The sequence below is a fragment of the Streptomyces sp. AB3(2024) genome (assembly GCF_041862025.1).
In the GTDB taxonomy this organism is placed as follows: domain Bacteria; phylum Actinomycetota; class Actinomycetes; order Streptomycetales; family Streptomycetaceae; genus Streptomyces.
This window is the reverse complement of sequence record NZ_JBGWAB010000014.1, coordinates 87,493-102,443: the sequence shown is the minus strand read 5'-3', so window position 1 is coordinate 102,443 and position 14,951 is coordinate 87,493. Positions and strand designations below refer to the sequence as shown.

The 14,951-nt window shown below is 71.8% G+C and carries 12 protein-coding genes and 1 pseudogene; 10 read left to right on the top strand and 3 right to left on the bottom strand.

Annotated elements, in window-relative coordinates; all coding sequences use genetic code 11:
* Positions 1-119 precede the first annotated feature (119 nt).
* The 6 genes from ACEPPI_RS09155 to ACEPPI_RS09130 all read left to right on the top strand — a co-directional run bounded on the left by ACEPPI_RS09155 (position 120) and on the right by ACEPPI_RS09130 (position 8,949).
* Complete coding sequence (locus ACEPPI_RS09155; protein ID WP_373914721.1) at positions 120-1,790, top strand: hypothetical protein; 1,671 nt, start codon at positions 120-122, stop codon at positions 1,788-1,790.
* Positions 1,791-2,034: 244 nt separating this feature from the next.
* Positions 2,035-2,682 (top strand): dihydrofolate reductase family protein, encoded by a 648-nt coding sequence (locus tag ACEPPI_RS09150; RefSeq protein ID WP_373914720.1) that lies wholly within the window; start codon positions 2,035-2,037, stop codon positions 2,680-2,682.
* A gap of 237 nt (positions 2,683-2,919) precedes the next feature.
* Positions 2,920-4,185 carry an MFS transporter gene (locus tag ACEPPI_RS09145; protein WP_373914719.1) on the top strand — a complete coding sequence of 422 codons (1,266 nt, stop codon included), beginning with the start codon at positions 2,920-2,922 and terminating at the stop codon, positions 4,183-4,185.
* On the top strand, positions 4,182-6,029 hold the full coding sequence (locus ACEPPI_RS09140) for a prolyl oligopeptidase family serine peptidase (protein ID WP_373914718.1): 1,848 nt from the start codon (positions 4,182-4,184) through the stop codon (positions 6,027-6,029). The genes ACEPPI_RS09145 and ACEPPI_RS09140 overlap by 4 nt, the downstream gene beginning before the upstream one ends.
* Before the next feature lie 304 nt (positions 6,030-6,333).
* Positions 6,334-8,235 carry a RiPP maturation radical SAM C-methyltransferase gene (locus ACEPPI_RS09135; protein WP_373914717.1) on the top strand — a complete coding sequence of 634 codons (1,902 nt, stop codon included), beginning with the start codon at positions 6,334-6,336 and terminating at the stop codon, positions 8,233-8,235.
* A 54-nt stretch (positions 8,236-8,289) separates the two neighbouring features.
* On the top strand, positions 8,290-8,949 hold the full coding sequence (locus ACEPPI_RS09130) for a DUF5825 family protein (protein ID WP_373914716.1): 660 nt from the start codon (positions 8,290-8,292) through the stop codon (positions 8,947-8,949).
* A gap of 160 nt (positions 8,950-9,109) precedes the next feature.
* On the opposite strand, the gene ACEPPI_RS09125 is transcribed toward ACEPPI_RS09130, so the two are convergent.
* Both ACEPPI_RS09125 and ACEPPI_RS09120 read right to left on the bottom strand, forming a co-directional pair.
* Positions 9,110-9,664, bottom strand: a complete 555-nt coding sequence (locus ACEPPI_RS09125) for a GNAT family N-acetyltransferase (RefSeq protein ID WP_373914725.1) — start codon at positions 9,662-9,664, stop codon at positions 9,110-9,112.
* A gap of 92 nt (positions 9,665-9,756) precedes the next feature.
* A complete protein-coding gene (locus tag ACEPPI_RS09120; RefSeq protein WP_373914724.1) occupies positions 9,757-10,074 on the bottom strand; it encodes a TetR family transcriptional regulator in 318 nt (105 codons plus the stop codon).
* Between ACEPPI_RS09120 and ACEPPI_RS09115 the strand changes: the two genes are divergently transcribed.
* Positions 10,036-10,380 carry a hypothetical protein gene (locus ACEPPI_RS09115; RefSeq protein WP_373914727.1) on the top strand — a complete coding sequence of 115 codons (345 nt, stop codon included), beginning with the start codon at positions 10,036-10,038 and terminating at the stop codon, positions 10,378-10,380. The two genes, ACEPPI_RS09120 and ACEPPI_RS09115, sit on opposite strands and share 39 nt — an antisense overlap.
* On the opposite strand, the pseudogene ACEPPI_RS09110 reads toward ACEPPI_RS09115, so the two are convergent.
* A pseudogene (locus tag ACEPPI_RS09110) lies at positions 10,369-10,582 on the bottom strand (hypothetical protein); the annotation flags it as partial. The gene ACEPPI_RS09115 and the pseudogene ACEPPI_RS09110 overlap by 12 nt on opposite strands.
* A 625-nt stretch (positions 10,583-11,207) precedes the next feature.
* On the opposite strand from ACEPPI_RS09110, the gene ACEPPI_RS09105 reads away from it, so the two are divergent.
* From ACEPPI_RS09105 to ACEPPI_RS09095, 3 genes are read left to right on the top strand one after another with little or no spacing between them, the layout of a single operon-like run.
* A complete protein-coding gene (locus ACEPPI_RS09105; RefSeq protein ID WP_373914715.1) occupies positions 11,208-12,476 on the top strand; it encodes a phenylacetate--CoA ligase family protein in 1,269 nt (422 codons plus the stop codon).
* Positions 12,473-13,807, top strand: a complete 1,335-nt coding sequence (locus ACEPPI_RS09100; RefSeq protein ID WP_373914714.1) for an MFS transporter — start codon at positions 12,473-12,475, stop codon at positions 13,805-13,807. Before ACEPPI_RS09105 ends, ACEPPI_RS09100 begins: the two co-directional genes overlap by 4 nt.
* Complete coding sequence (locus tag ACEPPI_RS09095) at positions 13,804-14,943, top strand: N-acetyltransferase family protein (protein WP_373914713.1); 1,140 nt, start codon at positions 13,804-13,806, stop codon at positions 14,941-14,943. The genes ACEPPI_RS09100 and ACEPPI_RS09095 overlap by 4 nt, the downstream gene beginning before the upstream one ends.
* The last annotated feature ends 8 nt before the right edge of the window (positions 14,944-14,951 follow it).

Below are 14,951 nucleotides of genomic sequence, written 5' to 3'. Positions count from 1 at the left end.
GGCCCGGTGACACCACCCCCCGGATCATCAACCGCAACAAGGGGGGGAAGTCATGCCGGACCCGAAGGCCGGTAGCCCCATTGCGGAGCCACAAAAAAGGTAACGGGGGGGGAGCGCCCGTGGAGCCGACAGGGGATGTGGCGATGGCCAACCTGCACTACGAGATACTCACCGATCCCGCACAGCTTCAGGTATCCGGCACGGGCAAGGACGAGGAGTCGCCCGGAACGGTGCACATCGTCGTATCCAATCCGAACGCATGGTTCGTGACCCTTTACGATCTCGCCGTCACCGTGCCGTACGGCTCCGGCCGGGATCATCTGACCGTCGAACCGGACCGGATCGAGGCCCGGGTCACTCGCAGCACGCTGAGCCCCACGGTCGACCTCGCGGAGAAGTGGGACAGCACGACCGGGACCTACCGGCTGGAGTCGTCCTCGGGCGCGCGCCTGCGCAGGGGCGAGGTCATCGTCATCGAGCTGACCGGCTTCCCCGTCTCCTCCGAGGAAGGGCTGGTCCTGCTGTCCGTGGCGGAGGAGTCCCAGGGCCGGGGCGCCAGGAACGAGCATCTCGTCACGCTGAGCCTGCTGAAGCGGGCTCCCAAGATCCCCCGCAACTTCCGGGCGGAAAAGACCTTGTCGAGCCCGGCGGAACGGGGCACCCTGCGGTGGGACGGACCCGACGGCCTGAACTACAAGATCCAGGGGCCCGACGGTCCGGCCCAGACCGTCCCGCAGCGATCCGGACCGGACTGGAGCTGGTCGCCGAAGCCGGGTGAGGAGCCCAAGCGGGACGCCACCTACATCCTGATCGCCACCCCCCAGAGCGAGCACCAGCCGGGGTACTACCTCACCACCACGGTGCACCTGCGCAGCCCCGAGTTCGAGAGCGTCACGGCGACGCACGGCCTGTCCACTCCGTGGGTGAAGGGCACCGAGCACGAAGGCCGCATCGAATTCACCGAGCACGGCGCCCGGATCCTCGACGACCGGCAGGCGCCGGGCACCGTCACCGCTGCGGCGCTGGACGTGGATACCGTGAGCGCGGCGCTGGTGCGGGGGCGTGACGGCGGAGCGGGATGGGTCCGGTTCCCCGCGGACGGGATCACGATCGGCCACGGGCCGGACGGTGACCTGGGCGTCGTCACGGCGGACCGGGTCAGGGTGAACGGCATCAACACCACCTGGGTGGGTGACGTCGACGGTGGCAAGGGGTGGATCGAGTTCCCGCAGTCAGGGGTGAACATCCGCAAGGACGGGACGCAGGAATGGGGCACCGTCGCCGCCGACAAGGCGGATCTGACCGGTATCAACACCTCGTGGGTGCAGGGCCGCACGACCGCGGACGGGTGGATCGAGTTCCCGGCCAACGGGCTGAACGTGTTCCAGGGGGCCGGTGACCGGCAGTGGGGCACCGTCGCGGCCGGCACAGCCGACCTCAATGACGTCGTCACCCACCGGGCCCGGGTCAAGGAACGGCTCAACCTGGAGGGCGGTCTGACCGTCGACGACGTGCTGGAGACGCAGGACGGCCCGCCCCGGCTGATCGTCCACGGCCGCCTCGACGCCCAGGGCGAGGTGCTGGCCGACCGCCAGGTCACCGTCGCCGGAGACCTCACCACCAAGGGGATGCTCCGCGTCCACGGGGAGTCGCGTTTCCGGGGCAAGGTGAACGCCAACGGGCACCTTTCCGTCCGCAATGCGGACGCCTGGATCATGCACACGAACGACGGGCAGATCTCGGTCCAAGGAGACCTGCGCGTCCACGGAGCCTTCCGCTCCGACAGCTGACAGCTGACCGCTGACCGCTGGCCGCTGGCCGCTTCACGGTCGCGCTTGCTCCGCCGACCCCGTGGGCCCGGCGGAGCAGGCGCACCTCATCCGGCGCCGACGGCAACGGCCCTGCGTCACGCGCCCGCGGGACACGCTGTGGAAGAAGTTCGGCGCCGCTGTCGATCCGGCCGCGTCCCGTTCGACATCCTGGTGTAGGACGCATCGCCATACGAGGAGGCGGCAGGACCCGATGAGAGAGCCCATGGATCAACTGCTGCGCGTGCAGAACTTCAGCATCTCGAGCGACGGCGTCGCCGCCGGCGAGGACCAGAGCCTGGAGCGGCCCTTCGGTCACGACGTCGATCCGGGAAAGCTCTTCGCCTGGGCAGGCGCCACGGCGAGCTGGCCCAACCGCACCGATCCCGGGGGGAGCCGGGGTCTCGACGACTACTTCACCCGGGACTTCAGCCACAACATCGGCGCCGAGATCATGGGCCGCAACAAGTTCGGCCCCCAGCGCGGCCCGTGGAGCGACCACGAGTGGCGCGGCTGGTGGGGTGACGAGCCGCCCTTCCACACGCCGGTGTTCGTCCTGACCCACCACGGGCGTCCGTCGTTCACGCTCTCCGACACCACGTTCCATTTCGTGGACGGCGACCCGGCCACCGTTCTCGCTCAGGCGCGGGAGGCCGCGCAGGGCAAGGACGTCCGGCTCGGCGGCGGCGTGACCACCATCCGGGAGTTCCTCGACGCCGACCTCGTCGACACCCTGCACGTGGCCGTCTCACCGGTGAAGCTCGGGTCCGGACTGCGCCTGTGGGAATCACCCGATGAACTGCTCGACCGGTTCCACCTGGAGGTCGTGCCCAGCCCGAGCGGCGTGACGCACCACCTCTTCTGGCGCAAGTGACGCGGGACGACACCGTGCACGACCGCGTCCCCCGCCCACTCACCGGACGGGGGCGCGGCGTTCCCCGGAAGCAGCTAAAAGCGCCGTTTCTTGATCGAGAATTACATTCGAACGCAGGTGTTGTGACGGGTCCCACCGTTCGCTACGATCGCAACCCTCGACGGCCGTAAATCTGCTTATTCCAGGGGGCATTGTGGGTGCGTTGGCGTCGGCAACACCCCCCGAGCGGAATTCTTGATGGATGAGGCCGACGAGAAATTACAGCACTCCGGCCCTTTATTATCCAACGGCGCGTCCTCGTCCCCGTTCCGCAGACGGGATTTCACCCTCTTCTGGGCAGCGGGCGCCGTCGACGGTCTCGGCACCTGCGCGTCCTCCCTCTTCCTCCCTCTGATCCTGCTGGGCGCCGGACACCCGGCCGGACTCGCCGGACTCGTCGCCTCCGTGGCACTGGTCAGCGGTCTGTCGGTCTCGCCGGTCGCGGGCGTCTACGCCGACCGCCTGCCCCGCAAGCCGATGATGTACCTGGCCGCCCTGGTCGCGGCGGGCGCCATGGGCTCGGTGTTCGTGACCGTGGCCCTCGGCCACGTCGTCCTCGTCCACGTCCTCGCCGCCGCCGTCGTCGAGCAGGCCGCCAGTGCCACCTACGGGGCGGCGGCCTCCGGGACGATCCGGCGGCTGGTGCCGCCCGAGGGGTACTCGCGGGCGATCGGGTACCTGCAGGCGCGCGACCAGGCCGTGCAGATCGTCGGGCCGACCCTGGGCGGCGTGCTGTTCCAGTTGGCGCGGTGGGTCCCGCTGCTCGCGGACGCGGTGTCCTTCCTGCTGGTGGCGGCGTTGAGCAAGGCGATCCGCACGGACCTTGCGCCCGCCCCGCCCGGCCGTACGGATCCGGCCCCGTCGTTCGGCCGGGACCTCGCCGAGGGGCTGCGCTTCGTGTCCGCCGAGCCCTTCCTGCGCTTCGTGGTCGTGTGGACCGCCGGAATCAACGCCCTGCTCGGCGCCCTGTACTTCCACGCGGTGTTCACCTCCCACGCCCGGGGCGCCAGCCCCTCCTCCATCGGTCTCGTCCTCACCCTGGCGGGCGTCGGCGGGCTGCTGGGCTCCCTCGCCGCGCCGTGGCTCGTACGGCGGCTCCGGGCGGCACCGATCGTGACGGCCGCGTCCTGGGCCATGGTCCCCACGGCGGCCGGGCTCGCGTTCGCGTCCCGGACCTGGGCCTACGGGCTGCTGCTCGGCGGGGTCTCGCTGATCGTGCCGTCCGTGGTGGTGGTGCTGCAGACCCGGGCGATGCTGGTCACCCCCGACCGGCTGCTGGCCCGGATGGGAACGGTGCTGGGCACCGCCGGCCAGGCCGTCGCGGCGCTCGCGCCCGTGACGGCGGGGGTCCTGGTGGCGGCGTACGGAGGACGCGCGGTGGCACTGGGCTGCGCGGGCGCGTTCGCCGGGCTGGCGCTGTACGCGACCGCCAGGGCCGGGCTCGTGGCGGGAGAGGCCGAGTGACGCCGGCCCCGCCGGAGGCGGCCGCGCGCACCTACGGCGTCTACCGGCCGGTGCTGCCCGTGACCAGCCCCCGCCACCCGGACCGGATGGTGTACACCGGCGACGCCGACGGCCGGTGCGAGATCTTCACGTGGGACCGCTCCACCGGCACCGGGCGGCAGGTGACGGACCGTCCGCACGGCACGCTGCTGTGCGCCATCGACGAGGACGAGGCCGTCTGGTGGTTCGACGAGGACCGCGGCGGCAGCGGCGGCTGGCGCACCCAGGACTTCGACGGCGGCCCCGACCTCCCGGCGCTCGCCGGGGTCCCGTACGGGCGCCCCGCCGGGCTGGCGCTGACGACGGGGGGCACGGTGGCCGTGGGCATCCGCGGCCCCGGGGGACTCGGCGTCCACATCGGGCGGCGCGGCGGCACCGCGACGGCCGTCCTGCACACCGCGGAATCCGGCACTCTGTGCGACCTGGCCCCGGACGGTGGGCTGCTGGCGGTGTCCGGACCCGCCCACTCCGCCCGCGCGGTGACGCTGCTGCGCCCGGACGGGACGACCGTCGCGGTGCTCTCCGGCACCCGGGAACGCACCTGGGCGCTCGGCTTCGCGCCGGCGACCGCGAGCGCGGCCGCCACCCCGCCCGCGCCGTCGTCGGGCGCGGCGGTCGCACGCACCCTGCTGCTGGTCATGCGGGAGCGGGCCGGCCGCTACCACCTGGGCACCTGGGCCCCCGGCCGCGGCGTGGAGATGCTGCCCTGGTGCTCGTTCGACACCGAGACGACCGCCCGCTGGTATCCCGGCCCGGGCGGTGCGCGGATCCTGCTCCGGCAGGACCGGCACGGCCGCAGCCGGCTGTTCACCGCCGACCTGGAGCGCCGGGAGCTGACCGCGGTGCCCACCCCGGAGGGCAGCGTCCTGGACGCGTCACCGGCCGCCGACGGCGACGTGCACTTCATCTGGACCGACGCGGTGAACGTGCCGCGCGCGATGTCCCTGTCGGGTGCGGCGCTGCCCGGGCAGAGCCAGTGGCGCCTGCCCCGGTTCGGCCGCCGCCAGGACCTGTGGACGCCCGGCCCCGACGGGCCGGTGCACACCTTCGTCACCACGCCCGCCGACCGTCCGGCCCCGTACCCGCTGGTCTTCCTCGTCCACGGCGGCCCGGCCGACCACGACCGCGACGCCTACGACCCGATGGTGCAGGCCCTCGTCGGCTCGGGCTACGCCGTGGCCCGCGTCAACTACCGGGGCTCGACCGGCTACGGGCCCCGCTGGCGCTCCGCCCACTCCGAGGGCGTCGGCCACACCCAGGTCGCCGACCTGGTACGGGCCCGCGCCGAGCTGCTGGACCGGGGCATCGGCCGCGCGGACGCCGTGGGCCTGTGCGGCACCTCGTGGGGCGGCTACCTGACGCTGCTGGCCATGGGAACCCGGCCGGACCTGTGGCACGCCGGGGTCGCCGTCAAACCGCTCGCCGACTGCGCCACGGCCTTCCGGCACTCCACCCCCGCCCTCCAGGCGCTGGACACCGAGCTGTTCGGCGGCACCCCGGACGAGGTGCCCGAGGCCTACGCGCACGCCTCGCCGTCCTCGTACGCGGCCGCGATCCGCGCCCCGCTGCTGCTCGTCGCCGCGCGCCGGGACGCCAAGTGTCCGCCGCAGCAGGTGGAGGCGTACCTGGACGTGCTGCGGGCGGGCGGTGTGGCGCACGAGCTGATGTGGCTGGACTCGGGCCACGACGGCTACGACGGCGCCGACCATCTGGCTGTGATCCGGCGGTCCCTGAGATTTCTCGGCCGCGGGCTGCCTACGGCGCCCGTGCGGGCCGAGCCGTCCTCGCACCCGGAGGGGAGGTGAACAGCATGCAGAAGGACATCATCCACGGAGACCCGCTCGAGGGCGACGAGGAGAGCCGCAAGCCGGGCGTCGGCGTCGTCATCTACTTCCGCTCCTCTGAGGAGATGGAGGAAGAGGAGAAGTAGCACCGAGGGGGGGGGCGCCGCCCCCCCGCGCCGGCCGCCCCCCCCCCGGCGGGGGGGGGCGCCCCCCCCCCCGCCCGCCGCCCCCCCCCCCCCCCCCCCCCCCCCCCCCCCCCCCCCCCCCCCCCCCCCCCGGCCCGACCACCGCCCCCGTGCCCTGATCACGTGAGAAGAGGCCAGCCGTGCGCGTACTCCTGGTGAACATGCCCTGGGCCCCGATCGACCTCCCGTCGCTGGCTCTCGGAATTCTCAAGCGCAGTGTCGACGAGCGCGTTCCGAACGGAACCGCGGATGTTCTCCACGCCAATCTCGAATACGTGGACTGGATCACCAAGAACACGGAATTCAGCTTGGAGGACTACTCCTATTACGCGCTCGGATCCTATTTCCTGGGCTGCGGCGACTGGGTGTTCTCCTCCGCCCTTTACGACGACCCCGAGTGGCGTGTTCCCGAGTTCACCGAGGCGATGGGCAGCCGGGTGCGCGGGACCCGTATGGACATGACGCGGGCGCTGCACGCCTCCGCGCCCGACTTCGTCCGGTACATCGCCGAGCGCATCGTCGAACTCGCCCCGGACCTGGTCGGTTTCACTTCGACGTTCCAGCAGAACACGGCCGCCCTGGCGGCCGCCAAGTACGTCAAGCGCCTCGCCCCGCACATCGCGACGGCCATGGGCGGCGCCAACTGCGACGGCAAGCAGGGCGAGGCCGTCCACCGCAACTTCCCCTTCGTCGACTACGTCCTGCGCGGCGAGGGCGAGGTGTCCTTCCCCGCACTGCTCAACGCACTGGAGGCCGGAGAGCCGCTGTCGGAGGTGCCCGGGCTGTGCCGGCGCGGCGACGACGGCGCGTCCGTCGCGAACGCGATGAGCACCAAACCGCTGCCGCCCGCGGCCATCCTGCCGCCGGACTACGGCGGGTACTTCGAGCGGCTCGCCTCCTCCCACGCACGGAACTGGGTCGAGCCCAAGCTGGTGGTCGAGGGCGCGCGGGGCTGCTGGTGGGGCGAGAAGCACCACTGCACCTTCTGCGGGCTGAACGGCTCGTTCATGCAGTTCCGCAGCAAGAGCCCGGACGTGTTCTACGACGAGGTCATCGAACTGGCCCGCAGGCACCGGGTCCTGGACATGTACGTCGTCGACAACATCCTGGACATGGGGTACGTGAACACCGTGCTGCCGCGCATCATCGACAGCGGCTTCGACCTTCGCATGCACATCGAGATCAAGTCCAACATGCGGCAGAAACAGCTCCAGACCCTCGCCGACGCGGGCCTGATCTTCGTCCAGCCGGGCATCGAGAGCCTCAACAGCCGGGTGCTGACGCTGATGGACAAGGGCGTGACCGGCGGCCAGAACGTCCGGATGCTCCGCGACGCCGCCACCGTGGGCCTCTCGGTGGCCTGGAACTACCTGCACGGCTTCCCCGGCGAGGACGCCGCGGACTACGACGACGTGGTGGCCCAACTGCCCGCGCTGGAGCACCTCAACCCACCCGTGGGCCAGTCCTCCCGGATCGCGATCGAGCGGTTCAGCCCCTACTTCAACAACCCCGGGCTCGGGTTCCGCGAACTGCGCCCCGCCGAACCGTACCGGCTCACCTACGACCTCCCCGAGGATGAGATGTTCGACCTGGCGTACGTCTTCGACGTGCCGCCGCGCGGTATCGGCGAGGAGGTCGTCCGCAGGCTGGACGAGGGTATCGCGCACTGGAAGCGGAACTATGCCGGCAGCCGCCTCACCCACTGCGACCTGGAAGACCGGATCGTGCTGGTCAGCAGGCGCCGGGCCTTCGACTGGACGCACCTGGAACTGACCGTCCCGTTCGAGCTGGCCCTGTTCCGGCTGCTCGACCAGCCGCACACGGTGAAGGCGGCCGCCCGCAAGCTGCGCGAGGAGCACGGGGTGGGCGAGGACGCCCTGCGCGAGGTGCTGCAGCGGTGGCGGGCGCTCGGGGTGGTCTTCGAGGACAGCGGGCAGTTCGTACAGATCGCGCCGCCCGCGCTCAACGAGGAGTTCCTGCGGATCGACTTCATGCGGCACACCTCCGCCCGTGACACCGAACTCGCCGCGACGACCACCTGACGACCGACCCGACGCCCGCCACACGACGCCAACAGAGGACGACAGAGGACGACGATGACTCCAGCACTCACCGGCACCCCGCCCTTCACCGTGACGGCCGCGCGGGACTACGACCCCGAGGTGGGCGCGCTGCCCTGGATGTCCCTGGGACGGTACGAGATCGACCTCCCCGGCGGCGAGGCCGCCCGGCGGCTCTTCGCCGCCGGGGCCCGGCACGTCACCCTGCCCCGCCCGGTCGACGTGACCGACGCCGCCGACGCGGCCTGGTCCGTCCGGGCGCTGAGCTTCGTCGGCGACCTGACCAGCCTGGCCATCGCCGTCGACTGGCAGCTCCACACGGGCCCGGACCCCGACGCCTGGCGCCACTTCGGCCACCTCCACCCGCCGACCGCCGTACTGGGCACCCCCGATCCGGCCGCGACGGCGCTCGAATGGCGCAACACCTACTACATCTGCAAATGCGTCTTCCGGCACGGCCCCGGGTTCATCCAGGTGCGCGACCGGCGCTACGGCGAGCTGCGCCGCTTCACCATCGACGAACCGGAGTACCACGAGGCCATCGCCGCACTCACGGACGGCGCCCGCGCCGACGCGATTCCGGGGCCGGTGCTGGACGACCTGATGGGCGAGACCCTGGTCCTGCGTTTCGGGGACCACGTGTGGTGGACCCCGTACCGTGTCCGCCGCTGGTCGGAGGCACCGATGGTGATCTGACGTCCGCCTCCGGTCAGAGGGATCCGCCCGCACGCGCGCCCGGACCGCTGACGGTCGCCCTCTCCCGGCAGGGCGAACCGGCGGCGCCTGCATGGCCGGGGCAGCGAGGCAGCGGGCGGCCCGGCACTGCCGGTACTCCGTGTCCGGGGCACTCGGACCGTCAGCCGGTCATCGAGTGCAGTGGGGCGAACTCGTCGGCGAGCATGCCCATCATCACGACATCGTGGTGCCGGCCGGAGAGGTACACGAGCTCACGCAGCCGCCCCTCCTCCACGAAGCCGAGCCGACGATGGAGAGCCAGTGATGCTTCGTTGTGGGCGAAGATCCGTACCTGGCACTTGTGGTACCGGTTCTCGGCGAACATGAAACGAAGCAGCAACACCGCGGCTTCTGCCGCGTAGCCCTTGCGACGGTGCTCGGCACCGATCGTGATGCCGTACTCGAACCAGCCCCTACGCGCGTCAGCCTGGTGCGAGCCGACGGCGCCGACGATTTCCCCTGTCCCGACGGCTTCGACCGCCAGCTGAAAGCGGTCGCTGTCGGGCTTGGCAGTCGCCTGCTCCCCGGCCCAGACCCGGTATCTCTCGGCCGACCGGGGCGGACTGACCAGGTCCCCCAGGCCCTCCTCGTCCTCCGCGAAACGCATGAACGCAGCCGCGTCACCAGGCTCGATACCGCGCAGACGGACACGCTTGCCTACCCAAAACGATGTCATCCTGTATTGGATCACTCCGGGCTTCTCAAGTCCAGGCCCTCAAGGCGCTCGCTCGGCCTTTGACCTGCACTTTTCAGTTGCCGAACACTCAGTCAGCGGGCTTCGATGTGAGCGAGTTGGGCGGCGAGGATCTCTTCGAACGCGGCGCGGCGGTCGGCCCCGAGGGGGCGGATGCCGCGGGCGAAGTGGGCCAGGGCGGTGACGCGCTGCTTCCAGTCGCCCTCGGGGCGGTGGCCGTCCATGGCTGCCAGCAGGATCCGGTCGACAACCGCGCGCAGCAGTTCGGTCTTGTTGCGGAAGTGCCGGTAGAGGATGGAGGAGTCGGTCCCGAGCGCTGCGGCGAGTTTGCGCACCTGGTTGACGGTGAGCGGGTGTGGCTGGAGGTGCTGGATGTGCTGGATGTGCTGGATGTCGGTAACGACAACGACACCTACTTCCCGCTCATCGGCGCAGAGTTCGCCGCCCTGGGACTGTCCCGCAGCCGCGTGATCGGATCGGCTCTCTGCCAATTGGCGCCCGCTGTCGACTTCGTCGACTACGCCCGAAAGCGCCTGTCTCAACTGCTGCCCCAGGCGTCGACGGGACCGGACCCGGAACCGGCACCGAACGCATGTGCCGATCGGTGGGCGACCGAGGCCGCGATGACGGGTCGGCAACGCGCGTCCCGCCTCTCCCGCTCCGCAGACCGGACCACACGCCGGGCATCAGGGCCGTGAGGGGTCGCGGCCACCGCCCTGGCCGGCGCTGCCGATCGGGCCGACCTCGACCGGGGAACCGGAGCCCTCGGTGACGGGCAGCGTGGCGGCGCCCGGCCAGGCGAGGGGGACCGACTGCCGCTCCCCCGGCGGGGTGGGTCACCACCATGCCGGGGGAGCGGACACCGGAACCACCCGAAGTGTTGAGCGGGTAGGTGACGCCGGCGCCCGGCACGTCGTCGCGGTCGGCACCAGCGGGCGTTTCTGATCAGCAAGACCCAACCCGAACGACAACCGTTCCACCCGGACACGCCCTCATACGTTTCCCACCGACCTTGACCAAGGCCGGGTTCCGTCTCCCCGGTCGGCGCCGAAGCGGCCTTGGTGCTCGGCCCGCCGCGGGAGCGTCCGAGGGTGTGATCGGCGGGCCCACCGGATCGAGTCGCCCCCCCCCTTTACGTGCACCGGCAGCGCGCCCGGGGCCCGGACGGGAGTCATCGGGTTCCGGCCCGTCGCGGCACGGTTGCCGCGCCGACGACGCGACCGGGAGCGCCATTCGACAACCGCATTCCGCTCTCCCTTTTCCACGCCGGGTCGGCGCATTTCCGGCCGCGCGGGCCAAAAGTCGGCCGCGCATGGCCGGAGTCAACCGCCATCGATTTGGTGGTGCGCGCCCGGTGTTCCATGATGTGAATGGGCATCAGGTGGGGCTCACGCCTTTGAACTAGAGGGCGTGAGCGCATTGTTGAGGAATCAACAGCTTGAGCGTGTGACGACTGCCACGCCCCTGCTGTCATCTGCTCCCATTTCCCTTTCTCTTTCAACTTTCGTCTTCCAGGTAAGGCAGCATGCCCGTCCAGCAGTTTTCAGACCTCGTGCGTTTCGCACGGGACTGCTCTCCCTTCTACGCAGACCTCTACGCGGACCTGGCGCCCCAGGTGAACAACCTCACCGATCTGCCCGTGGTGGATCAGAACGAGTTCTGGGCCGCCAACACCCTGCGCGACAACCTCGTCCTGACCGCCCCGCTCGGGGAAGCCGTCGTGTTCAAGACCGGCGGAACCACGGGGACTCCGCGCTTCTCCTGCTACACCCGTGAGGAATGGCAGGAGTTCGTCGCCACGTTCGGCGCCGGCCTGGTCGACGCGGGCCTGCGGCCCGGCCACCGGGTGGCCGACCTGTTCTACGCCGGCGAGCTCTACGCCAGCTTCCTCTTCGTCCTCGACTCGCTCGCACACGCCCCCGTCGCCAACGTACGGCTGCCCATCGGCGGCGCGGCACCGCTGGAGTCGACCGTCTCCACCCTCGACGACTTCGGCGCACACGTCGTCGCCGGAACGCCGACCACGCTGTGCCGACTCGCCGAGTACCTGATCTCCACCGGCCGCCAACTCCCGGACGTCGAACTCCTCTTCTTCGGCGGCGAAGCCCTCTTCGAGGACCAGCGCCGCCTCCTCTCGGGCGCGTTCCCCCACGCCGTACCCCGCTCCCTCGGCTACGCGAGCGTCGACGGCGGCCTCCTCGGCAGGCCGGTCCCCGGCCCGGACTCACGCGTCCACCGGCCGTTCTCCCCGCAGACGGTCGTGGAGATCCTGGACGAGACGACCGGCGAACCGATCCGCGAGGCGGCCCGGCCCGGGCGGGTCGTCGTCACCCAGCTCTTCCGCCGCCTCATGCCCGTCATCCGCTACCCCGCCGGCGACCGCGCCGAGTGGACCGACACCGAAGGCGGCCCCTTCCGCATCCTGGGCCGTGCCGAGGAAGGCGTACGCGTCGGCCCCGTCTCGCTCTACTGGGAGGACGCCGCGAACGCCGTCGCCGAAGCCGACACCGGCGGACTCGTCACGGGCATGCAGCTCCTCGTACGCCGCGAGGAGGGCCGCGACGGGCTCGTCCTGCGCCTGGCCACCGCCCAGGACCGCGACCCGGCCGGCCTGGAGGTCCTCGCCGAGGCGGTCGTCACCGGGCTGAACACCGCCCGGCCGCTCTACCCAGACAGCGTCGCCAACGGATTCGTCCACCCCCTCCGCGTCGAGTGGGCCCGCCACAGCGACCTCGCGGTCAACTCCCGCTCCGGCAAGCTCATCCGCGTCCTCGACGAGAGGCCGACCGCATGACCGCCCCGACGGCGGCCCCCGGCCGCCGGCTCCCGCTCGTCCTGCGCAACCGCGCCTTCGGAACCATGTGGGTGGGCCAGGTGCTCACCCAGGCCGCGGTACGCATGTTCCAGGTGGGCACCTCCTGGTGGCTCATCGGCTACGCCGCCTCCGGCAGCGGCGGGCTCGCGGCCGGTCTGTTCATGAGCGTCAGCACCCTGCCCGCCGTGGCCCTGGCCCCGCTCGTCGCCCGTGCCATCACCCGATGTGCCCACGGCTCGCTGCTCCGCGCCGCGGCCGGTGGCGCCGGGGCGGCCGCCGCGGCGCTCGCCGTCTGGGCCGGTACGAGCGACCTGCCGGTCGCCGCGGCCTACGCGGCGGCCCTGGCACTGGCCACCTGCCAGGCCTTCTTCGACCCGTGCCTGACCACCTCCGTGCCCGAACTCGTCGAGGACGAGGACATCGAAGCGGCCACCGGGTTCGAGCTGTCCACCCAGTCGCTCGCCGGCCTGGGCGGCGCCCTGCTCGGTGCCCTCATCGTGGACAGGGGCGGCATCGCAGGCCTCGCGGCCGGGTGCGCCGTCGCCTACTGCGCGGCCGCGGCCCTGATCACGACCGTACGGTTCCGCACCGCGGACGCGCGGACGGCGGATGCGGTGGATGCGGTGGATGCAGTGCCAGATGCCGGCACGGAGCAGGCCGAGGCTCCGCCCCGGCGCACGCTGCGCCAGATCCTCGGCGCGCTGCCCCACGTCCGCGCCATCCTGCTCTGCTTCGCCGCGGCCAACCTCTTCACCACCGCCGTCTTCGTCGTCATGCCGCTCTACACCGCTTCCGTCCTGCAGGGCGACGGCGCCACCGTCTCCCTCCTGGAGGCATCGCTCGGCGCGGGCACCCTGCTCGGTTCCTTCACCGGCGCCCGGGTACCCGGCCGGCCCGCCGTGGTCGGCTCCGCCTGCCTGGGCGCGATGGCCGTGGCCCTCGCCGTCCCCGGTCTGATCGCGGCGCTGCCCGTCATCTCCGGGGCCCTGCTGGTGACCGGCTGGTGCGTCGGGGTGATCGGGGTCCGCTTCGTGGCCCTGTTCCAGCGGCTGGTACCGACCGCCGACAAGCCGGCCTTCTTCGCCGTCATGCAGGCCGTGCTCGGGGCGACCTTCCCCGTCGCCTCGCTCCTCTTCGGCCTCCTGGGCGACCACCTCTCCGCCCGCACCCTGTGTCTGATCCAGGCGGCCGGACTGGTGCCCGCCGCCGTCGCCCTGCTCCTGCTGCCCGGGCACTCCCCTACGGCGGACGACCCCGTCGCCGACTCCGCGGCCCCGGCGCCGGCCCACGCCGCAGGAGGAACCCGATGACCACCGCAGTGATCGAGCAGGCCACCCCGGCCGACATCGCCGACCTCCGTCAGCTCTACTACGCCGTCTACGGCCCGCACTACCCCACGGCCCTCGGCACCGACCCCGCCGAAATGTCCCGCCTCATCCAGGACCCGTACACCCTCTGGCTCGTCGCCCGTTGCCCCGGTACCGGGGCCCTCGCCGGATCGGCCGCGATCCACGGCGAGCCCGGCAGCCGCATCGGCCGCCTCGAAGGGCTCGCCGTCCACCCGGACCAGCGCGGATCGGGGCTGGCCGGACAGCTGACCGAAGCCCTGTGCGCGGGCACCCTCGACGCCGGCACCCTCGACTCGGTGTACGCCACCGTCCGTACGGTCAGTGCCGGACCCCAGCGGGTCGTGGCCCGCAACGGCTTCCGCCCCATGGGCATCCTGCCGAACGCCGTGGACCTCAGCAGCCGCGAAAGCCTCGCACTCTACGCGCGTCACTCGCCCGGAGTGCTGGACCGCAGGGTTCCCGTCGCCGAGGTGCCCGCCTCCCTGGAGCCGCTCCTGCACACCGCCGGGGCGAGCCTCGGCATCAGCTACGCGGACACCCGGCCCACGGCGCCGCACCCGGTGCCCGCCGGGCCCGCGGCGGCGCCGCTGGAGATGATCGAGGCCCCGGCCTTCGTCCGCCGCCGCTTCCACGCGCACTTCCCCGACACCGGCCGCTGGTTCTACCCCCTGCACACCCCGAACGTCCTCCTCACCCCCGGCGACGGCGGCTTCGAGGTGTACGCGTACCTCAACCGCACCGGCGGGTACTGCGCCCTGGTCGCCGCCCACCCCGACCCCGCCGCCGCCGCGGGCTGGCTGGAGCCGGTCACCCGCACCCTCACCCGCGCCGGGGCCGGCTACGTCGAGGCGCTCGTCCCCCTCGAACACCACGCCGCGCTCTCCGCCTTCACCGCGCAGGGCTTCATCGCCGGCGCCCTGTACCCGGCCATGCGCCGGGACCACGACGGCTTCCACGACTACGCGGTCATGTCCCGCACCACCGAGCACATCGACTTCCGCGGCGTGGTCGTCGACCCTCCGCTCCAACCCTTCCTCGATTCCTATGTGTCGGCCTGGGCGTCGGCACATCTGCCCTCCCGTGAGGTTGCCCCATGACTCCCCCG

Excerpts from the sequence above, each read along its gene's own strand:
- ACEPPI_RS09150 (WP_373914720.1), top strand. The coding sequence starts at position 2,035 with ATGGATCAACTGCTGCGCGTGCAGAACTTCAGCATCTCGAGCGACGGC.
- ACEPPI_RS09145 (WP_373914719.1), top strand. The coding sequence starts at position 2,920 with ATGGATGAGGCCGACGAGAAATTACAGCACTCCGGCCCTTTATTATCC.
- ACEPPI_RS09130 (WP_373914716.1), top strand. The coding sequence starts at position 8,290 with ATGACTCCAGCACTCACCGGCACCCCGCCCTTCACCGTGACGGCCGCG.
- ACEPPI_RS09125 (WP_373914725.1), bottom strand. The coding sequence starts at position 9,664 with ATGACATCGTTTTGGGTAGGCAAGCGTGTCCGTCTGCGCGGTATCGAG.
- ACEPPI_RS09105 (WP_373914715.1), top strand. The coding sequence starts at position 11,208 with ATGCCCGTCCAGCAGTTTTCAGACCTCGTGCGTTTCGCACGGGACTGC.
- ACEPPI_RS09100 (WP_373914714.1), top strand. The coding sequence starts at position 12,473 with ATGACCGCCCCGACGGCGGCCCCCGGCCGCCGGCTCCCGCTCGTCCTG.
- ACEPPI_RS09095 (WP_373914713.1), top strand. The coding sequence starts at position 13,804 with ATGACCACCGCAGTGATCGAGCAGGCCACCCCGGCCGACATCGCCGAC.